The sequence below is a fragment of the Prosthecobacter sp. genome (assembly GCF_044222345.1).
In the GTDB taxonomy this organism is placed as follows: domain Bacteria; phylum Verrucomicrobiota; class Verrucomicrobiia; order Verrucomicrobiales; family Verrucomicrobiaceae; genus Prosthecobacter.
Genome location: NZ_JBGANL010000022.1, coordinates 20,571 through 43,906, shown reverse-complemented (window position 1 = coordinate 43,906; position 23,336 = coordinate 20,571). Strand labels below are relative to the sequence as shown.

Annotated in this window: 2 protein-coding genes; both read right to left on the bottom strand. The window is 61.0% G+C overall.

The window, feature by feature from the left end; genetic code table 11:
* Window positions 1–8 precede the first annotated feature (8 nt).
* Entirely contained in the window at window positions 9–4,550 is a 4,542-nt protein-coding gene (gene vccA / locus ACILSL_RS13475) for a Verru_Chthon cassette protein A (protein ID WP_395732561.1), read from the bottom strand.
* 769 nt (window positions 4,551–5,319) lie between these two features.
* On the bottom strand, window positions 5,320–23,100 hold the full coding sequence (locus tag ACILSL_RS13470) for a beta strand repeat-containing protein (RefSeq protein ID WP_395732560.1): 17,781 nt from the start codon (window positions 23,098–23,100) through the stop codon (window positions 5,320–5,322).
* Window positions 23,101–23,336 lie beyond the last annotated feature (236 nt).

The window sequence follows — 23,336 nt, the reverse complement described above, 5'->3', positions numbered from 1 at the left end:
CTGATGGTTCAAGGATCGAAGCGTTTTTGTGAGAGGACGCGGAAACGGTGCAGATCATCCAGGGACGGTTTGGAAAGCGGATTGCCCGTGGCGTAATCAAGGTTTTTGGACTTGTCCAAAGCCGGGTCATTGAAGTCGAGATAGCGCTCAATGACCGCCGAGCCCCGGTACTCGGAGCCGATGGTGTCCACGCCGGTGACGAACTGCGAAGGATCCGCCGAGCGCGCTTTTCTGATGGTCTGAATGCGCATGTGGATCTGGTAGGTGTTGGAGCGGGTGGTGAGACGCGGATACATGTTGGTGTAGGGGCGCTCCTTGAGATTGTCGGCGGTCAGGGCGTGGTTCTCCCAGAACGCGAGGATGCTGTTGCCCGAGGGTTTGAGCAGAGCGCTGAGAGTCGTGGGCCAGCTGGTGGGCACGAGGTTGTCCGAGCTGCTCACGGGTTTGGGCAGGAGATACATCTCGCAGATCTGCGCGGGAGAGATGAAGGCGAAGCCGGAGTTGAAGCGCTCGTCGAACAATTTCAACGTGGCATCGATGTCGATCTGCCGGTGCCAGTATTTGTTGCCCTGGGCACTGGTGTCCTCCCTCCAGAACCAGGACTCCGTCTGTGTGGCGGGTGCACCTGCAGGACGCCGCAGGTAGTCGAAGGCATCTTTGACTGAGACGGCCGTAAGGACTTCGCTTTTCATGACGGCCGCCAGTCCCGTGGCACGGCGGATGTGGCGGAAGGGCGCCATCTGGTAGTTGAGATTGATCTTGCCTGCCGAGGAGCCGGGCTGGCTGATGACATAGGGCTCGACCATGGGCATCCAGAAGAAGTCCATGAAGAGATAGTCTGGCGGATCGATGCCATGGTTGAGAAGACCGTTTCTGCCATAGCCTTTGAGCATGTTCGACGCGCCGATGTGAAACTGCTGCCCCTGCTTGCTGCTCCACGTTTGTGGACGGAACAGCAGGGTGCGCCATGGCTCACGGCGCAAACCACCCGAGCCGCCCGAGTCCTGCACGCCGGTGGGCAAAGAACCAAACATGCCGGGCGAGGACACCTGCCGGTTGGGCGAAAAGTACGTCGAGCCGCCGAGCCAGGACACCCAGGAATTCGAGAAGTAGGGCACGAGCTGCTGGCCGTTGGTGGCGGTGACGCTGTAGGTGTTGCCCTCATCGGGTTTGTTGATGTAGGCGCCGTCGGTCTGATTGGCGATGCCACGGTCGAAGTCGCCATACTTCTGCAATCCCGCCCCGGTGGATGCCGTGTAAGGATGATCGGGAAGGAAGGCGGGGTGGTAATTGGCGTCTTTGACGAGACGCCAGCCTTTTTTGTCGTCACCGCGGTCAAGGCCGGGGCCTTCGCTCCAGTTGGCGAGGACGATGTTATGAGCGAGACGCTGCTTGCCGTACAGCCGGTGCTGTTCGAACTCGGTGGCGGGCACCACGTACTGGCCCATGGTCAGGCGGGGGTCACCGTGGCGCAGCACCATGGATTGCAGGGTGTCATCCGGGATCACCAGATTACCGCGGTAGTAGGTGCCGCCGAAGGGGACATCGCCATAGTTTCCGATCTCATTGCCAATGTAGCGGAACCTGCCGCCCATGCGTGTGGAGGGAACGGCGGCGATCTTGGTGATGTGACCCGTTTTGTCGCGCCCGAGGGCACCGTCGGAATGAAATGCCCACCAGTAAGGAGCAGGCACAGGCTGACGCACCCAGATGGAGCCATCTGAATTGGTGCCATAAGTCGTGTCCTCACTTTTGGTGGCCAGAATGGGGGAGGGAAACTGCGCCCCGGGGAAGGAGAAGTTGAAGGTCTGCAGCACCTGGGGGTTGGCATCGTTGCTGAGGATTTTCACGATCACGGTGCCGCCGGAAAATGGAATCCTGCCGTTATCGCCGCCGGGAACATCGATGAAGTCGCTGACCAGATTGTACTGGTTGCAGTTCTGCAACGCGCCGGAGCGGTTGGAATAATAGGAGTAATGCACGCCGCCGCTGTAGGGGGACTGGCTGTCATTGCCGGGTATGTTGGTGTCGTCAAAGAGAATGCTGCCGGCGGTGTAGCCGTTCACCCCTCTGCCCACGGCGGGCAGCTTGCGCTCCTGCAGGAAGGCACGGTAAGAAATGGTGCCGCCGCGCTGATAAACGCCCCAGGCGTTGCTCATGTGCTTGAAGGGGCGGACCACCGTGATGCCATTATTGACGGGGAACATGCGTTTGCCCCCGGCCATCAGCGAACTGGCGTCAATCTCGATGGCGATGTCCGGATTGATCAGCGCCCATCCGGCCGAAGGAGAGAACCATTCCAGCAGGAAGGTGGCCTGGACGCGCTTCACGCCGCTGGCGAGCGGGGTGTCGGCGTCCAGCGTCCAGTTCCAGTTCATGGGGTTGTAACCAGGGTGCCCGGTCTGGTCTCCATTGCGGCCTTCGAGCTGATGAGCGGTGGGATATCTGGTTTTGTAGAATCCATTGGAAGGCTTCTGGTTGTTGGCGCTCAGGGGCGGGAAGTTGGAATACCAGTTGGCCGAGTTGTCCCAGCCGAGCACCGTGTCGCTGCCACTTCCGCGCCAGTTTGGCGGCGTGTAGTTGGGCGCGGATTTGGGTGTGATCTTCGGAGCGCTGACTCCACCAGCCTGGTTGGTGCCCTGGGCGCAGGCAATGAAGTGCAGGCCCGCTTCGCTGATGGTGAGGAAACGGCCCATGCCGCGGTACACCTGGTCTTTGCCCTTCGGCATCACCGTCGGCATCACCTGACCATGACCTGGGAAGCTGTTGCCGTTTGAGTCACGCATCGGCGTGAAGGTCCCTGCGGCCATGCCGGCGGAACTGGATGTGATCCGCGCATCGGGCAGGCCGGAGATGGAAGGATTGGCGCCGACGTTCCGCTCCGCGATGTTGTCATCGTACAAATTGGTGCAGCGGATGTAGTCGAAGATTTCCACCAGGATCTGCTGGCGGTTGTCGCCGTATTTGGTGAGGAAGGAAGCATTGGAAGCGCCAAAGCCTGGAATGGGCTGGCCCGTCAGAGTCATCAAATAGTTGAAGAGCTGGGTGTTGCGGGGAATCGTCGCGAGTTCCGACTGGCTGCGAGGGTCCTGCCGGGTGAAGAAATAATCTTTCCCGGCGATCTGGGCGCAGTTGACGATGGAGTTGTCAAACACCGTGCGGGTGCGGGTGGAATTGGTGCGGTGCACGGGCCACATGCTGATCTTGGGATAGCCAAAGGGATTGGCCTCGGACGCACGGCTGCGCGTGGTCAAAAACGGGCGCAGGCGCTCCACGACCTCATAGTTTTGCAGTCCCGCCCAGATCTGGTTTGTGCCGAGATTGATCTCGTTGCGCTGGCCGTTGCCCTGCGGGGTGGAGCGCAGCAGGAATTCATCCACGCTGGGGAACAAGCGCTCGCCGAGGGCGTCCTGCACGGCCTGAAAGTTGGTAGGGGAGAAAGTGTGATTGACCGGGACGAGCACGGAACCCGCCTTGGAGCCGCCGGGGAGGATTTTGGGCATGAGGTCATAGATGGCCTCCTTGTAGGTGAGCGCCTTGGCGAAGGCGGAGGTGTCTGAGACGAGTGGATTCATGTTCTGGCCGGGGAACAACACGGTGCTCATGCAAACCGTGGCGGGGTGGCCGGGGTAGCGCTGATACTCATAGGCCATGGGCTGATACTTCGCCCAGTCACCATCGCGCACATGAAACAGCCGGGGTGTTTCCCAGGGGGTGCCTTCCCCGGCGGTGTTGATGTTGATCTTGGTGGATTCATCATCCGTCCAGAAGGCCACGCGTGCGATCATGGGATTGTCACGGGTGGCGGTCTGCGTGCCGCCGTTGCTGCTCACAAATTTGCCACTGACATCGAGATACCCCAATGTGCCATCTTTGAGCATGTAAAGCCATTCGACCGGCATGGGCAGACGCTGCTGGGATTCGTCGCCACCGCTGGTCGGGGCCACCACGCCGTCCAGAGTCTGGCCCGAGACACCATTGGCAAAGGTGGAGTAGCTGAAGCCTTCGACGGAACGGCTCGGCGTCTGTGAGTAGGCGCGGGGGTCGATGATCGGGAAAAACATCCGGGGCGGGCCGGTGGGGTTGCTCGTGTCCAGGCGGGCGACAGGCTCGTTGAGATCCACGTATTGCGCGGGCTTTTTGTCCCAGTCCGTCGGCGGTGTGTCTGCGGCGATCTCCGCATCGGTCGTGGCGACCATTTTGCTGTCCGAATAGAGCTTGAGTCCGCGCAGGAGAGTACCGTCCTGCTTGTACTGGCGGATCATGCCAGGCTGGGAAGCCCAGATTTCGACCCCGGAAGAGGCGGAGTCCTGATGCACCCCCTGCTGGATCTGGCTGATGGCCAGATTGATGACGGAGTCGGCATGCAACTGCCCCTTGGCGATCTCCACCTGCGCCACGGTGGAGTTGTAGTCAACGCGAGTGGCGCTGAGCAGGGCGGTGAGCAGAACCATGGCCAGTGCCAGCACGCTGAGCACCGTGATGAGAGCCACCGCACGACGGCGGCGCAGCTTGCGGCCAGAGGCCGCAATAGCTCCTTGCGATGACATACTTTGTATGGATGATGTATTCATGATCTGGACGGATTGAGCTGCGGGTGAGCCCACAGCGGTTCTTTTATTTGAATGAATTTTGTCCGATTGGATCATTTTTGCCTATGAGGCCGTGGTTGAGGCATGAATGCGTCGCGAGTGTGCAGCCGCGCCAAGCTTCATTTTATTTTTAGATACAGCTTTTGCTTAGCTGCGTGATTTTGCCCGCGCGGGGCGGTGTTTTTTCCTTCGTGCGGGCTTGTGGTGAGGCACCTGCCGGGAGCTCAGCGACCTCCTTTTTCAGAACTCACTGAGCAGGATGCTCACGCGGAAAATCAAACAACCGCCGCCCATGGCGGGATCATGCATGATTTACCATGTATCATCATCGCGTGTGATTTTATACCACGCGCCATTGACAGTGATCTTGTTTCCGTGGCGCTGATGCAGGAACGCTCGCCAGAGCCGATGTGGACATCGGCGCTCCCAGCAATGATGCCCGCCCGACAGCAAGGGGGGGGTGCAGTGCGTCCTTCGAAGCCGCGGAACTCGTGTGCCATGCTGTTTAACACACGCTGATGGACGGGCGGGCTGTCGCCACACCCATCCTACGTAGGGCGGGCATGCAAGCATTGGCTGCCCGATCTGCCTTGAAGCCTCCCACTGAACACGAAGTCTCTTCTTCAGCAGCCATGCGCCTGGAAGCACATGAAAAAAGCCTGCGGGCGCATTCCTTATGCGCCCGCAGGCTTGTCCAACGCCACAGCAACCAGCCTCCAACCAAAGATCAACGACGGCGGCGACGACCGCAGAACAAAGTGGTCAGACCGATGAGCAGCAGGAGCATACGCCCAGGCTCAGGGACGACGACCACAATGCCGTAGCTGTTGAACAAGGTGGTGTCATAAATCAGCCCGGAGAGACTGAGATCCGGCAGGGCCAGATCCCCCAGCAGGCCGCCACCACGGTGGTTGAAACCATCGGCCCCCAAATTAAAGCCGTTGTTCGTCAGAGTGGCCCAGTCGATCAGGTTGAACACGTCTCCCATGACCGGCTGGTAGTCGGTGGGGCTGCTGGTGAAGGTGACATGACCACCTGCGTTCAGGGTGAGGGAGCCGGTGACCACGAGGCGGTCATGATTGCCGCCGGTGTGCGTGTCGTAGAAGCTGCCCTGCGAATTGAGGTAGGCGGTCAAATCTCCCGCTCCCATATGGAGGGCGACATTGGCGGCGTCATTGTAGTCCGCGCCATTGGTGGCCCCCATCTGCAGAGTCAGGCGATCCACACCGCTGGCGCTGCCTGCAAGCACAACGCTGCCATCCACGGTCAGCACGCCGATGCCATTCCCCGCAGTGCCGATGCTGGAAGGATCCGAAGACATGCCGGGCCGCAGGACTCCGGCACCGCCATTGGTGCCGACGATGAGGCTGCCAGCCCCCGTGACCACGGTGCCGGAACCACTGACGGGGCCGTCGAAAGTCATATCCACCGCATTGGAGCTGGAGAAGTCAAAGAAGGCCCCATTGTTGACCTCGATCCAGCTGGTGCCGGAGACGGCCCCGTCACCCGCCAGGGCCAGAGTGCCTTCGGTGACGGTGGTCTTGCCGGTGTAGGTGTTGTCACTGGTGAAGGTCACGGTGCCGGAGCCCTGCTTGTTCACGCTCAGCACATCCCCCGGCGAGGCTTCAGAAATGACGCCGGAGATCACCACGCCTTTTTCACCGCCCCCTGCATCATCATTCGAGGAGGAGACGAGGGTCAGTTCGCGAATGTTGTCCACGCCCGGGAGGGTGGAATGCTGCAGCGTCACATTGCCGCTGAAGTAAGAGGTGCCGCTGGTGAAGGTGCCGCCAAGGGTCGTGCTGCCGCTGCCGTTGGTGTCGTTGATGTCGATGTTATTGAGAATGGTCATGCCACCGTTGCCGGCAAGCAGGGCGATGCTGGCGTCTGCAATGTCCTGCAGCCAGTGCACCGGATCCGTCGAGGCGGTGTTCACGCTGGCCACATCCGAAGAGGCCTGGAAGAACTGCAGGCCGGCCTGCGTCAGACCGCCGGTGATGGCGATGCTGGAGCCGTAGCGCATTTCACTTGATGCATCAAAGTCAGCGACGCGCACGAGGTTCATCTGGCCGCAGGTGGCATCCACGCTGACGACCTGATAGACGCCGTTGTACTCGGGGTGATCGCTCTCATTCTTCACCAGAATGCGCCTGCCCACGTCCGCTGCCGTGATCGTCACGCCATCCACCACGGCATTGACATTGAGGAAGGCTCCGGTCCCGGCGCCGCTGGCACCATTGCCGACGGGATCAAAACTGCCGGTGGTCTTGGTGATGAGCGAGCTCGTGGTGGCCAGATAGGCGCTGTTCAGGTCATACCGCGTGTCTCCCAGCTCCACCACCGTCACCGCGAGCGCCTGGTTGTCGAACAGGCTGAGGGTGCCATGACGGATCACGGTGCCACCGTCGATCGCTTCGCCGCCGATCAGAGGGGTGTAGGGGTCGAGTGTGTCGTAGCGACCGTAGTTGTTTGCCGCACGAAGCTCCACCGTGCCCGCACCGATCTTCACCACGTTGGTCATGGCAAAGAATCCCGCATCCGCCACGCTGTCGCCAAATTTGAAGGTGGAGGCGCCATCCGCCTCAAAGAACACATTGGTGGAAATATCTTGATAAAGAGAGACCATGCCGCCAAGGCCAAAGCCATAGGTGCCGCTGGTCTCGCGGGTACCGATCACCGTGATGCCTTCGTCATTGCCATCCGTGGAATTCATGATCACGGAGTTCGTCACTTCAGAGGCGGTGCCTGCAAGCAGCAGCTCCACTTTGCCCCCCAGCAAACCATTGGCCAGGCCGGGCAGTCCCCCGAGATAGATGGAATTGGTGGAGTCGCCAAAGGCGCTGTTATTGCCGCCAATGAGCCCGCCCTGAACCACCACCACGGTGCCGCCGAAAGTATTCAGCCCCGAGAGCGTCTGCACGCCGCCGCCGACCTTGTAGAAGAAGCTGTTAAAACCGCTGATGATGCCGGAGAAATCCGCATCCCGGGTGTTGTCGCCACCGACTTTGAACGTGGCTTGATCAATGTACACCGAAGCGCCAGCCGAACCTACGAGCGAGCCGATGGTGACATCGAAGCCCGTGCCTGCCTCCGTCCAAGAAGGGCTGAGAGTCGCGCCGTCACTGACGATGAAACGGGAATTCGGCGAGAAGGCGTTGTTTGAGCCGGCATACAAGGTGCCCTCCTGCACGAGCGTGTTGCCGGTGTAGTTGCTGAAAGAGTCAGCGACAGCGCCGCCGCCTGTGGCGGCACCAAACACGGTGTCTCCCGTGCCGATTTTCACGACGGAGAGCTCGGCTGTGCCGCCGCCGAAGATCGCGCCCGCCACACCATTGCGCAGTCCGACACCGACGTCCTGATAAGACGGCCCGGTCTGCGTGCCCGAGTCAAAGGTGATGGTCGCGGCAGTCGCAGAGGCGTTTTCGATGCCGGCCGATGTTGCCATCCCCACCCCGCCAGTGAAGAGGAAATTTTTGGTGAAGGTCATGCTGTTTCCAGCGAGCTGCAGGGTGCCGTAATTGCGGAACCCCACGTTTTGACTGGTGCCCAGCGCATTCGCATTGCCGATGCGCAAGGTGGCATTGCGCCCCAGGTTGGCCACAATTCCGTTGTCGTTGCCGATGGTGATGACACCATTGTAGCCCGAATTGTCACCGCGCATCCAGACGGTGAAGGTCGCGCCATTGGCGAGGGTGCCGGCATTGTTACCGTCGAGGTAGATGGCGTTGGATCCGACGATGCTGCCGGTAATGTCAAAGACCGTCTGCTGCACATTACCGGTGAGATTGACATCCAGGTTGCTGGTATCCTCATAGTAGAAGCGGACATAGCTTGATGAACCGCTGCCCACGTTGATTTGATTGGTGAAATGAATCGTGCCGCCGGTGGGCAGATAGCCTGCGGCAATGCTGACCAGCTGCTTGATGCCATCCCTGACGATGATGTCACGGTTGACGGTCAGGTCCATGTTCGGCGCGTCGAGGCCGATGGTGTTGTTGCCGTAGAAGCGGTTTTCGATGCGCATCTGGATCGCGGAGGTTTGAACCTTCGCCGCATCACCAAAGTAAATCTTGCCGGTCGGGTTGAACATCGCGCCGGAATTCATCTGCAGGCTGAGGAAGCCGTCCTGGATGTCGAGATCGCCCGTCCACTCATGCATGGGGGTGTAGAAACGGAGGTTGCCGTCGCCGAGCTTGATGATGTTGCCGGTGCCCATGATGCCGCCTTCATTGGGATTGATGAGGTATTCGGAGTTGCCGGTGCTGCCGGCATCGCCATAGCGGTTTCCCTGGGTCTGGAAGGTCAGATCACCGATGATGTTGAGGATGCCGTCGAAGGTGGGCTGGCGCTGGGTGCTGCCGTCGAAGAGGATTTGATCACCCGCTTTCTCACCGATCTGGAACCACTCGCGGAAGCGCAGCTGCCCGGTGCGGTTGGCATCGCGGACCATGGAGAACTCGACGGTGACGTTGTTCTTGATGATGGTGCCATCCGCCCAGGACTGGGTGGTGCCGAATGGAGCGTACTGGGAGTTGCTGTTGCCCTTGCCCTGGATGTCCACCCGCAGGGCGTTGACACCGTCCCCGAGGATCGTGAGACCTGTGTAGTTGTTGACCACGCCGAGAAGATCTTCGGTAGTGCTGTTGAAGAATCCGCTGCGGTCACCGAACTGCACCGTGCCTGAGCCGACGATCTGCAGACCACCGGCGTTGGGATTGTTGGAGCCGTAGGCGGCGATGATGTTGCTGGTCTCGGAGGAGATCTGGTTGGTCGTGGAGCCGCGGATGACGAGGGTGCTGCCCGCATCAGAGACACTCAAAATGCCGTTGTTGCCGCCGAGCGTGATGTGCTGCGTGAGCGCGGCGCTGGAGGCACCGATCCCGGAGTAGTTCAGCGTGCCGCCATTGAGGAAGAATCCGGAGGTGGAGCCAAACGCGCCGACATCGTTGAATGAAACGGAAGCCGCCCCGGTGACGTGGGTGGCACCGGTGTAGGTGTTTGCGGGGGTGTAGGATGTGGTGGAATAGGTGAGGTTGTTGGTGCCGGGGGCGGTCACCAGCTTGGTGAGCACGAGGGTGGTGCCATTGGTGATGCTGAGGATCTTTGTGCCTGCGGCGATCCCCACCCCGCTCACATCCATGCCCGCCGTCAGTCCAGCCGTGCTGCCCACGGTGACGGTGTAGGAATTGCTGACCGTGGTGCTGCTGACCACGGAACTGCTGACGCTGCTGGGTGAAGTGAAGGCGAGCCCGCCGGTGCCGGTGAAAACAACGTTCTGTGCGCCGGTGATGCTGCCATCGAAATTGACGAGGCCGGAGGCGTAGTTGTGGATCAGCAGGTCGATCCCGCTGCCAGCGGTGGTCAGTCCCACGCCTGCGGCGATGGGGGTGCCGCCGGTGTAGTTGCTGGTGATGAGAAGGCCGCCTTCATTCAGGGTGAGCGTGCCGCTGGTGATGGTGCCCGCCGCCGTGTCGAAGCGGATCGAATTCGTGGTGGCCGCGGCGAGCCCGGCGCTCTGGACGTCCGTCTGCAAGCCGGTGCCGAAGCTGTTGGCGGAGTAGCCGGTGTAGGCGACGACATTGCCTGCGGCATCCGTCGCGGCCCAGTCGGTGGCGAAGGCGGTATTGGCAGCATTGGCGCCATAGGTCGCGTAGGAACCGATGCGCGCCTTGCTCTTCATGGCGGCGTTGGAAAAATTCATGATGCCACCAGCGATGGACTGGAAGTGGATGGTGCCGGCTGCTGCGCGGGTGATGGAGGAGCCCGCGATGCTGAGGGTGCCGAAGCTGCTGACGCCATTGCCGATGACGGCGATCGCGTTGCCGCCCTGGTTGAGCTTGAGGCTGCCGAAGTTTTCCGTGAACGAGGCACCGCTGCCATCCATGGCGAGGGTGCCGCCCGCGAGGGTGAGGTAGGCGCCATTGCCGACACGGCGGTTCAGATTCGTGTCATAACCGGCGAGGGCGAGAATGCCCCCCATGACGTTCACGCCTTCCACGGTGCTGTCACCAGCGGTGGAGCCGAGCAGATTGACCTGTCCCCCGCCCTGCTTGGTGATGGAGGAGTTCACCAGAGCGCCGCCATCCAGCAGATTCACATTGAGGTTCACGGTGCCGCCCTTGGCCGCGAACAGGCTGAGGTCGCGTGTGTAGGTCGTGGTCCCGTTGGTGAAAATGATGCTGCCGTCTCCCATGCCAAAGCTCACCGCACCCAAGGTGTTCACACCGCCCAGAGTCGTGTTGCCGGTGGTGTTGCCTTCACCATACACGTAGTTCCCCGCGAGGTTGTCCGGGTCGCTGGTGTCCACACCCACCTGCCAGGTGCTGAGGTTGAACTTGGAGCCGGCATTGAGCAGGAAGAAAGCCAGATTCGCGGCACCGCGGCCGCTGTCTGATGTGAGCGACCGGCCGCCCATCTGCAGGCCGATCATCGAATTCAAAGGAGCGGAGTTGACCGTGGCGGCGGCGGCAGCGGTGTAGAAATCTCCGTTCCCGGAGTAGTAGAGCGCACCACGGTTGATGTTGATGCGGCCGGCGGCATTGTACTGCTGGCCGATCTGCACGGCTGATTCATCGTTGTTGGCGGTGACTTCCATGCGCAGCACCTGCGACTGAGTGTGGATGTCGATCGGGCCGGTGAGAGCACCTGCGGCATTGTCCTGCACCACACCATTGAGATAAAGCAGGCCCCATGCACCGGTGTAGGTGCTGAAGATGCGTGAGTCCGTGCGGGCGCCGGAGCCAATGGCGGTGGAACCGCCGTAGATGTTTCCTTCGATGGTGGCGAGGCCGGTGGTGTTGCTGAAAATACGCGGGAGGAAACTGCGTGCGTAAGCCGTGGCGCCGCCGGAGTCCACATTGTCGATGATGATGTTGCCGGCCCAGACGGAGTTGTTCTCGATCTGGAGCGCGTTGTTCACGCCGCTGATCGCGCCCACGTAGAGATCAACACCGGAGATGCGCGAGCCGAGCCCGAGCACGAAATTGCCGTACCCGTTGATCTGGACCTGCGGGCTGGCTCCAAGTGACTTGTCATGCCGGGCATAGATAGTGCCATAACTCACGGTGGTGAGTCCCGTGTAGTAGTTGACGGAGTTCAGGTACAGCGAAGAACCGCCGGACTTCGTCAGGCCGGTGGCGTTGACGATGCTGGAGTTCATGTAGAAGAAGTTGTTGTCGAAGTCGGTGGCCCTGTAGGCGTTGATGGCGTCCGAGGTGTTGTAATGAGCCCAGATGCTGCCGATGTTGAACTGAGCCTCCATGCCGTTGAAATCCGTGGAGCCGCCGTTAAGGGAGCTGCGGATGTCCAGGTTCCAGTTGGGATTGTAAACATTGCCGCCCACATTCTGCACACCGGTGTTGTACATCTGAATCATCCCAGAGTTGATCTTGAGCGTGCCACCATCCGCGATGATCAATGAGGTCCAGTTCCCATAGCCGCCGCCAAAATTGGATGTATTGGGGGAGCGGTTGTCCAACACGAAGGATTCCGAGGCAAACGTCAGCGAGTTGACGACCATGCTGGCACCCCCGGGCACCGTGCAATCCGCCGCATCGGCACCCAGTGTGAGGAGGGAATTTCGACGGCTGGTAAATTCATTGGCTCCGAGGCTGTCGCTGGTGACACCGACGATCTTGAGGTTTTGATCAGCGCTGATGCCCTGGTCCTCCAAGCGGATGGAGGTGGTCTGCGCGGTGTCCGGGCTGCCGACGACCTTGTATTCGGAATCCAGGAGCGGACGCAGGAAGTGGTCGCCCGCGCTGTTGGTGTCCACGGTCACCAACCGGTTGGCAATGTAGTCTTCATTGAAGAGGTTGCCGGTCCCCGCCAAATTGGACCAGTTCGGGCGGACACCGCCATAGAAGCCGACGGCGACGGCGGCGTTGCCATTGGTGCCGTCACCGGTGCCGATGAGGGTGGGCAGCACGTCGACCTGGACGACGAAGATGTTACCGTTCGAGTTGGAGGGCACGGCGGCGTTGAAGTCCTTGCCGGCAAACGAGGTGCCGGAATCAAGAAGGCGCAGCTGCACGCTGGCGCCGGGATTGCGCACGATTTCCGTGAAGTGGAAGCCGACATATTCGCCTTTCAGCACGGGTGCGCCGCCAGAGAGAGTCGCGCCCATGTCAGCCTCGATGCCAAACTGGCCGACCAGCACATTGGCAGCGCCGAGTTTTTCGATGCCTGAGAAGACCCCGGCGGGGCCTTCCATGCGCATGCGCACGTAGCCATTCGCGTAAATGGGCATGTCATCCCCCAAACGGCTGCGTGTTTCATCCGCGCCGGTGCTGTCGTTGTTCAGGCCGAGGAAGCTGTTGCGCTCCAGGGTCATGCTGGCCATGCCCATGATGCGTCCGGCGTCATACACACGAACGGTTCCTGAGGCATTGATGTAGCTGCCGGTGAAATTTGATTCGTTCGAATAGAAGCGGAATTCCCCCTGGCCAATCTTGATGATGCTGGCGGAGCCGTAGGTCTCGCCGCCGCCGTTGTTGAGGTAGATGTTGCTGCCGTTGCGGAGGTTGAACAGGGCATCGCTGAGCACATTGATCTGGCCGCGCAGATAGTAGGCGCGTGTGGTGCCGGTGTTGCCGGTGACAGTCTGGAAGGTGCCGCCGCCCTGATAGCCCTGGCCGTCCAGCGTGAGCCATTCGTAGAGGCCGATGTCTGCATTCGTCACATTCAGAAGCAGGCTGCCGTTTGGCCCGATGTAGGTGCTGTCCACCCAGCCGTTGTAGGTGCCCAGTGCATTGGACGCGGAAGAGGCAAGACCGGAGATCTTGATGGTGCCGTTGTTGATCATGGTCAGGGCATTGTAGCCATTGTACATGTTCTCACGGAGCGTGTTGTCGGGCGCGCCGGTGAGCACCAGGGTGCCGCCACCTTCGACGGCCAGACCACCGATCAGAGGACGGGTCAGATCGATGGGATCATCTCCCGGGGGCAGGTTGGTGACATCGCTGGTGATGTAGCCGTTGATGGTGAGCGACTTGCCGGCGGCCACATTGAAGGTGGCGGCGCTGGCACCGAGGAAGATGGTGCGCGCGCCATTCAGGGTGATGTCATCCGTGACGGCCAGCGTGCCGCCATCGATGTGGAGATTGCCGCTGTCGAGGATGGCCCAGATGCCAACATTGCCAGTCCCGCCCGAATTGGTGTTCACGTAGACGCCGCTGGTGTAGCCAGAGCCGCCATTGGTCAGCGTCGTCGCTGTCACATTCTGGCTGCTGTTCGTCGTGAAGAGGCCCGCCGCACCGGAACCGCCGCCACCGCCGATGAAAAAGAGCGGCCCGTTGGTCACGCTCACACCGGCGTTGGTGCCGTTGTACTCACGCACCAGCCGGGTGATGCTGCCACTGATGCCGCCGAGCTGCGACTCGCTGGAGATCTGCAATGTGCCGCCATTGATGTAGGTGTCCCCCGTGTAGCTGTTGCTGCCGGTGAGGACGGTCGTGCCGACGCCGCCAGTCACAAGGTTCACCACTCCGGCCCCGCTGTTGGTGATGTTTGCCCCGATGGTGGTGATGCCGGAGCCGTAATTGTGCAGGAGGATGTCCCCTGCCCCGCTGCGGGTGAGAGTGCCGTTGGTGATGTTCACCGCGCCACCGGCGGCGTAGCTGACGAGCATGCCGCCGTTTTCCACCGTGAGGGTGCTGCCCCCGAGATTCAAATCTGCGGCGGCCGCAAACTTGATGGAATTTGTGGCCGTGGGGCCGCCGAGTGTGGCCGAGGTGGTGACCGCCGTGTTGTTGCCGCTGGCGAAGGTGTTCACGTCATAGGCGGTGAAGGCTTTGACTCCCGTGGTGCCTTCGCGCGCGGCCCAGTCGGTCACCTGACCGAGGGCATTGCCATAAACCGCCCAGTAACCGAAGCGGGCGCCGTCCGTGGTGGTGAGGCCGGGAGCGGAGATGTTGATGACGCCGCCGTTGTTTTCCACGAACGCCATGGTGACACCCGAGGCAGGATTCAGCGCGAGGGTGGAGCTGATGTTCACCGTGGCATTGCCGCGCACGGCAAGGCGTGAGCCGCCGGAATTCAGGGTGAGGTCGCCGAAGTTTTCCAGCGCCGTTCCTGCGGTGGCATCCACGATGAGATAGCCGCCGCTGAGCGTGAGAGCGGCACCATTGCCGACGCGGCGGCTGGCATTCACATCGTAGCCGGTCAGCATCAGAGTGCCGCCGAGCATCTTGAGAGATTCCACCGTGCTGTCTCCTGCGCTGGAGCCGAGCAGCCGCACGGTGCCCGCGCCCACCTTGGTGATGGAGGAGTTCACGAAGTCGCCGCCGTCGAGGAAATTCACCTTCATGTCCACGGCGCCGCCGCGTGCGGCGTAGAGGTTCAAATTGCGGTCATAGAGCGTGGAGGCCTGGGTGAAGCGGATGCTGCCGGCGCCGGTGCCAAAGGTGATGGTGCCGCTGATGTTTTCACCGCCGAGGCTGGTGTCCCCCGTGGTATTGCCAAAGCCGTAATTGCTGTTGCCGAGGCTGTTGTTCGGATCCGTGGTGTCCACTCCGACATTCCAGCTGGAGAGATTGAAACTGGTGCCATCATTGTGCAGGAAGAAGGAGACGTCCGACGCACCAATGCCCACGCCGCTGTCGATGAGCGAGCGTCCGCCCATCTGGAAGCCTGAGAGATCGCTGTCCGGGTCCATCGCCAGAGCGGCCGCGTCGCTGTAGAAATTTCCGGCGCCCATGTAGCGCAGCACCCCGCGCACGATGCTGATGCGCCCGGCAGCGTCATACTGCTGGTAGAGATGCACATTGGCGGTGTCGGTGGTGGCGGCCACTTCCATGCGCAGCGCATCATTGAGGGTGTGTCCGCCGCTGAGGTCCACCGCGCCGGTGGACTTGTCACGGATCTGCCCCATGAAATCCAGCGTGGTGAGGGAGGCACCGGTATAGGTGGTGAACACGCGGGAGGTGGCCTGGGCGCCGGGAGACACCACAGTGTCCCCGCCATAGATGTTGCCATTGATGTGCATGACGGTGTTGGAGCTGGCCGCCTGAATACGCGGCACAAAATTCCGCGTGATGCCGCCGGCACTGCCGGTGGAGTCCACGTTGTCGATGATCACATTGCCGCCCCATTCGGTGCCGTCACCCTCTGCGTAGAGGGCCAGATTGTTGCCGGAGATCTGGCCGACGTAGAGATCCACGCCCATGATGCGCGCATTGTAGCCCAGGATGAAATTGCCGCCGCCGGTGACATTGAGCCGGGTGCTCTGGCCCAGGGCCTGATCATGGCGTGCATAGAGGTTGCCATAGTTCACGGTGGTGTCACCGGTGTAGTAGTTGGCGGCTTCCAGAGTCACGCTGGAGCCGCCTGTTTTGGTCAGGCCATGGCCGCCTGTGTTGTAGATGCTGGTGCGGATGATGGCGGTGGTGTTGTCGCCATCCGCGTTGTTGTAGGCGGTGTTGCCGGAGACGTTGTACTGCGCCCATTCGCTGCCGGCGTAAATGATCGCCTCCCTGCCGTTGAAGTCGAGGTTCCCGCCGATGATGTAGTTGTTGATGTCGAGATTGACGCCGGTGTTTGAGGCGGCGCCCAGCCGGTCCATGGTGCCGATGTTCGCGAACATCAGCACGCCGGAGTTGATCTTCAAAGTCCCGCCCTGCGTCATCATGAGATTCACCTGATTGCCCGCGCCATTGACATTGCTGGCGGTTGCATCGGTGGCGAAGGTCACGGAGTTGGTCTCCAGCACCGAGTCCAGGGTGAGGATGGAATTGATGCGGGAGGTGAAACCGTGGCCGATGGCGTCATCGGTGATGCCGACGAACCGCACGTTTTGATCCGCATTGATGCCTGCCGTGGTGAGATCCAGCGGTCCGGCGGTGGCGGCGGTGGTGCCGGCGTCGTTGACGATCTTGTAGTCGGTGGAACCCGGGGCGTCCGAAAGCGGGCGGAGGTAATACACCGGCGCACCTGTGATGGGATTTGTGCTGAGCACCGAAGTCATCAGGAAGCGCGAGGTGCGATCCTCATCCCAGGCGATGCCGGTGGTCGTGTTCAGCAGCGTAGGCCGGGTGCCGCCGAAGAAGCCCGCGATGATGGCGGTGTTTCCATTGGTGCCGTCTCCTGTGCCGCTGAGCGTGGGTGCGTTGTCCACCAGCACGAGAGCACGGTTGGCAAGATCCGTGACACCGGAGGAGATGTCCATGCCGGGGTCGAAATTACGCACCATGACGACGGTGCCCTGATTGCGCACGATGTCGGTGAAGTGCCAGCCGGCATAGTCCCCCTGCAGACGCACGGCCCCATTGAAGACGTCACCGCCGAGGGCGAATTCAATGCCAAAGACACCGCCGGTGACATTGACGACGCCGGATTTTTCAATGCCGGAAAACACGCCTGCACCGTTTTCGATGCGCATGCGGGTGTAGCCATTGCTGGTGATCACCAGATTGTCATTCAAACGATCACGGAATTCGTCGATGCTGGTGCTGCCGCCGCTGTACAAGAAGAAGGAATTGCGATCCAGCTCCATGCCCAGCATGCCCTGGAGATTGCCCACCCCGGAGATACGGCTGGTGCCGCTGCCACTGAGGAAGCGGCCGGTCCAGTCCGGGGCATTGAGGTAAAAGCCGAATTCATTGGACCCGGTGCGGAGGATGTCGCCGCTGCCATAGAGCGCGCCGCCAAACTCACCCAGCCGGATGTAGCCATAGCTGGTGCTGGCGAGGTTGAAAAGGGTGGGGCTTTTCACCTCCATCTGGCCATTCAGACGCACCACCCGCCCGGTGCCGGTGGTCAGGACAGCGCCGCGGCCCTGATAGCCGGTGCCGCCGAGGGTGAGCCACTCATAGACGGAGGGATCTGATGTGGCGGCAAATTCCAGCGTGCCGTTTGCACCGATGATCGTGCCGTCGATCCAGGAACGGTTCGTGCCCAGCGCGCCCGTGGCGGAGGTGCCTGCGCCCGCAATTTTCAGCGTGCCTTCATTGATCCGGGTGAGACCGCCGTAGGTGTTCATCATGTTGGAGCGGATGGTGTTGTCCGGCGCCCCTGTGAGCACCACGGTGCCGCCGCCCTGGATGGTGAGATCTCCAATGTCGGGATTGCCGTTGCTGGCCGGGTCATCCACGCCGCCCAGATGACTGGCCGTGTAGCCATTCGCCGCGCTGATCTGGCTGATCTCGCTGGTGATGTAGCCGTTGATGGTGAGGGTCTTGCCAGAGGCCACGTCGAGGGAGGCGCCATTGGCCCCCAGGAACAAGGTGCGCGCGCCGTCCAGCGTGACATCCTGCGTCACCGCCAGCGTGCCGCCGTTAAAGTGAAGATTGCCGCTGTTGAGGATGGCCCAGACACCGGCCGGATTTTCCGTTGTTCTGTTCGGGTCATCCAAGTTTGCCCAGACGCCGGTGGTGTAGCCGGAACCGCCGCTGGTCAAGGACGTGGCGGTGACGACGGTGGTGTTGGAATTGAAGGTGCCGACGGCGGCGGTGGTGGGCGCATTGGCCGTGGTGAAAAGGATGGGGGCATTGGTGTTGGCGGAATAGGCGGAGGTGAGGCCTGAATTGCCGTTGCCACCGTTGTTCACGCGAACGAGATCAACGATGCTGCCATTGATGGTGCCGAGATTGCTCTCGCTCGAAATGCTGAGCACGCCGTTGTTGAGGTAGATCTCCCCGGTGTTGGCATTGGCCGCCGTGAGGATGGTGGTGCCCGTGCCGCCCAGGACAAGGTTTACCTTGCCTGCACCACTGTCGGTGAGGGTGGCGCCGATGGTGAGGGAGCCCGTGCCGTAATTGTGAATCATCAGGTCGCTGAGAGTGCCTGCACCGCCAAGATTGCCATCGAAGGTGCTGGTGAGAGCACCGCCGCTGATGCTGCTGGCGCCGCTGTTGCTGGAGGTGATCAAGACCGCCCCGCCGCCGAGGGTCATCGTCTGGCCGTCGAGCGTCAGATTCACCGGTGCGTTGAAGCGCAGGTTGTCCGGCGCGGCTGCGGCGCTGAAGCTGACATCCGAGGTGACGTCCACGGTGTTGCCGCTGGCGAAATCGCTTTCGGCAGCACCCGTCACATAGCCGCTGAATGCAGCGATGGCCCCCGAGGCGCCGTTGCTGGCGAAATCATTCACCACACCAGGAGTGGTGCCATACGTGGCATAAGACATGATGCCGGTGCTGGTGAGCCCCGTGGCCTGGAGGGTGATGGATGCGGTGCCCGCACCGCCCTCGGTGAAGCGCAGCGTCGCGCCTTGGTTTTTGGTGAAGACAGCGGCCGCAGCGCCGAAGTTGAGCGTGTTGGTGCGGCCCGCACCGGCGATGATGCTGATGCCGGATTCGCCATTGAGCAGGCGGAAATTGCCGGTGAGGTTCTCCGTGCGATTGGCCAACGTATCTCCGATGTAGGTGAGCGAGCCGCCGCCAAAGAGGGCCTGGGCGGTGGTGACGCCGAAGCGGTTGTCCCCCAGCAGGCTGCCGCTGGTGGGATTGGCCTGCCAGACGGCCTCACCGCCCATGAAGTTCCAGCGCTCCACGGTGGAGGCACCGACGGCGTTTGCATTGAAGATGACGGTGCCAGGGCCGACGACGGTGGCGATGGAGTTCACCCCCGTGCCATTGTCATAAAGACGGGCATTGACCACCGTGCTGCCGCCGCGTGCCTGCAGGAAGCGCAGGTCGCGGTCCCCGCCCTGGTTTTCAAAATAGATGCTGTAGCTGGCCGCCCCGTCCTGGGAGCCGATGTAAACGTTGCCGCTGGTGTTTTCACCACCGATGCTGATCGTGCCGTCGCGGTTGTTGTTGTACACATAGATCTGGTTTGACCAGTTCATGACCTGACCGTCACGGGTGAGCATCATGTGCGAGTGGTAGGTGCCGGAGTTGTTGGTGCTGTCAACACCGAGCGCCAGACGTGTCCAGTAGTCGTTGCCCTGAATGAGTGCGTCCGCCCCATCCGTGAGGAAGCCCGTGCCGTCATTGCCGGCGGCATTGGGATCGTACATGATGCGGAAGTAGCCGCGATTGAGGTCCAGACGACCCGTGGCATCCCACTGCTGGAAGACATTCACATTGCCCTCATCATGGCCGGAAATCTGAAAGCGCAGGGAATGATTTGTATCCAGGCGGGTGGCGGAGTCTCCGGTGCGGTAGATGGAGGTGATGGCGGCATTCGCCGGATCTGTGCCGAGATTGCCGGTGGCGACGTCACGGAACTGGCCACGCAGATTGACAGTGTAGGACTCGCCGAAGCTGGTGGTGACAACGGGGGGATCCGCGTAGGCGTCACTGTCCGTCAGGCTGGCATTGTTGTCGGTGTAGATATTGCCATAAACGGAGAGCGTGCCGTTGTTGCGGGAGGTGATGGTGTAGGACTGAAATTCTGAACTGCCCGCAGCATCCGCGACATCCAAAATCACATCCCCGCCCCAGGTGCTGTGCGTGGCCCCATCAGCCCGCAGAACGGTGGGAGATCCTTGGAAGGTGTTGGTCGCACGCAGATTGATGCCGGTGATGTTGGTGCCGTATTCGAGCAGCAATGCCGAATTCCCACCGAGCTGCACTTCGCGGCCGGGGCCACCAGCACCCAGCGCCCCCGCATGACGCACATTCAGCGCCCCCTGGTCACTGCTGTAGATGTTGCCGGTGAAGGAGTTCCAGGTGTCCAGATAGAGGGTGTTACGGCCGGTCCGGACAAAATCAGTCACGTTCACGATGTGAGAGCGGATGTAGGAGCTGTTGCCCGTCATGAATTCATACCAGTTCACCGTATCACGGTCGAGGTCGTGCCAGAGGGCATTGGAATTGATCAACGCCACGCCGCCGTTCATGTCGAGGAAGCCGCCCCGGATCACGGCCTCCATGTTGGCACTGGTGGACTCGACGAAGCTGGTGAGATTGATAACCCCGGAGTTGATCTTGAGCGTTTTGCCCTGCTCGATGATGATGAAGTCCTTGGTGGATGTGCCCACGACCTGTCCTGAAGCGACGGCATCAAAACTCACGGTGAGGGAGTTGACGGCTGTGTCCGTGGTGACATTGCGGCCCGAGTAATTGTTCACGTCGCCGTAGTTTTCCACCCCTGTCACGGGAGCGATGTACCGGTTCACGAGCCAGTTGGTGCCGGCGGTTGGATTCAAGGCGGTGTCATACTCCGCAGCGGTCAGCGGACGCAGAAATCCACCGTCAAGGGTCATCAGGCCGGTGCCACCACCGCTGTACATGTAGCTGCCCTGCACGGACTCCAGCGGCCGGGTGTAGCTGCCGATGGTGGGCGTCTGCAGGGTGGGGACCACGCCGCCAAACAGGCCGAGCACGATCTTCTGGGAGGTGGTGCCCGGGGCATTGGCACCGACAGTGACGATCCCGGTGGTGTCATTGATGGCAATACGATCGTCGCCACTTCCGGTGCCCCAGGTGTGGGACGGGTTGGTGCCGTAAATTTTCAGCACGCCCCCGTTGTTGCGCGTGAAGGTCTGGAACGAACCATCAAAGCGGCCACCGGCACGGGTGTCGAGGTAGAGCACGCTGGTGCCGTAATCCGCGACCACATGGCCGAAGTTTTCCTGATTGGTGACGGTGGTGTCCGTTTCCAGCAGCAGGTAGCCGTTGCGGAGATTGGTGAAGCCTGCGTCGTTGAGGCGGTCGTCGTTGTTCGCGCTGGCATAGACTGCATTGGCGGAGTTGTTCAGCAGGGCCAGCGATCCCCAGCGCGTGAGGGTGATGGAGCTGGCCTGGTTGAAGCTGCCATTGGCACCGGTCAGCGACATGTTGAAATACACCGATCCCGCCTGCCCCCCGTTGCCGCGGTCAAAGGAGTTGCTGATCCAGCGGCCGGTCGGCTGCTTGATGAGGATGTCCCCGTTAAAATTCGTGCTGTTGCCCGTGATGCGCAGCTCACGGGAGCCACGGACGGTGAAACCCGTGCCGGCGTTGGTGCCGGTCATGTTGTCAAACACGCCGTCAAACTGCGTCACCCCCGGATGGTCAAAGGTGCCGGTGGTGCTGTTGTAACCGCTGGAGCCGCCACTGAGGTCAAAGAGATTGCCATTGCCCCTCGCATCTGGGGCGATGCCGCCGCCGACGAGATTGATCGTGACGTTCGTGAAGATGTGGTCAAACGTGCGGCCCACCTCGCCGTTCCCCTCACGCTGAAACACGCCGTTGTTGAAGTTGAAGATCATGCTGTCAAAGGTCAGCGTTTCCTTGGACTGCTCCGCCAGGGTGCCCGTATTGGCGACACTGGCGCCCCAGTAGGAACCGACGGAAAAACGCGCATCAATCACCGTGTTGCCCTGAAGGGCTGTCTGGAAAAGATTGACGCCAAAGAGATCCGAGGTGGTGCGGCTGCCATTGGCCAGATCAACATTGTCGTAAGGATTCCGGTTGTAGGCGAGGTTCACCGTCAGGCCGTCCAGATTGATGCCGGTGGATGCGCCGGTGCCGCTGAGCAGCCCGCGGGATTCGAAGCGCACCTCCCCTTCATTCACCGTCAGTGAGGCACCGTTTGCATTCAACACATCCACCCCGCGAATGATGAAGTCACCGGCACCGATCTTCGTCATATTCTTGACGCCGAAATCCAGGATGGGCGCGATGCCTGCATCGCCCGCCGTATTGAGCCGGCGCTCCAGCACCATCGTTCCCTGCGAATCCACCACCGCGTCATCCGTGAGCACAAGGTGGGAGAGGAAGGCGGTGCCTGCGGTGTTGCGCAAAGCGCCAAGGCCGTTGGGCCCGCGTCCGGCGATTTTGAAAATTTCCGTGTCGTCGGACTGATAGTTGAAATCCTGGTCGCGCAAATCGATGCCGCCTTCACCCATGGCGATGGTCTCATTGCCCACGCCGCGGGCACCGGCTGAGCGCGGGTTGGCCTCATAACGCAGCAGGCCTGAATCGACCACGACCTGGCCCAGGAAGGAATTGCTGCCATTGCTGAGGTACAAGAAGTTCAAGGAACCATCCGCACCGGGCGCTGAGACATCGCTGAATTTGATCGTCACCTGGCCTGCGGTGCCGCCGGAGATGACACCGGTGAGGAGCAGGCCCTGGCTGTTCGAGACGTCGAAGTTCGTGATGTCGAGCTCGTTATTGAGCACGATGGCGGAGGAGATGGTGTCATTGCCACCGCCGTCGGTTTTGGTGATGGAGGAGATGCCGCCCGAAGAATCAAACGTCAGGGTGCCGCCTTGAATGGTGTAGCTCTGACCTCCTGAACTGTCGCCGATGCTCAGGTCTCCCAGAGTCACCGGCACATCCAGCGTGATGGTGCGATTGGCCGAGATGTTGATGGTGCTGAAGTTTGCAAAAGCGTCCTGGCCGCTGGGGTAGTCGGAGCCGCCATCGAGGTTGCCCCAGTTGGTGGTCAGGCTCCAGCTGCCATTGTTGTTCAAGGTCCAGTTGCCAATGGAACTATGCGTCTGTGCATTGAGGCTGCCGAGCAGGGACAGCACCAGAATCCCGATCAGCAATGCCAGGAGCGAGCGCCCGACCCGGGGGGGCTGCACTGCAACGCCGGAGCGGAAATTAATGCCGTGGAAACGGTTATCATGTGGTATCATTGCTTTCATGAATGGGGATGGGGTTGGGGTGGCTGCCGGGCACAGCTCCGTTATTACCCGCTCATTCTGACTGAATGATTCTTTCTGCCTATTGGGGGCGTGGCTTGCGCATCAATGCAGTTTGTCCGTGCGCTGAATTACACTTTTTGCAGACCCGCATCTGAAGCATTTGCTTATGCGTCTAAAACCGAAAGTTTCCGGCCTTTAAACCCAGTTAAATTGAACCTTTTTGAACG

Coding starts and splice junctions, on each gene's coding strand:
- ACILSL_RS13470 (WP_395732560.1), bottom strand. CDS start 23,100: ATGATACCACATGATAACCGTTTCCACGGCATTAATTTCCGCTCCGGC.
- vccA (WP_395732561.1), bottom strand. CDS start 4,550: ATGTCATCGCAAGGAGCTATTGCGGCCTCTGGCCGCAAGCTGCGCCGC.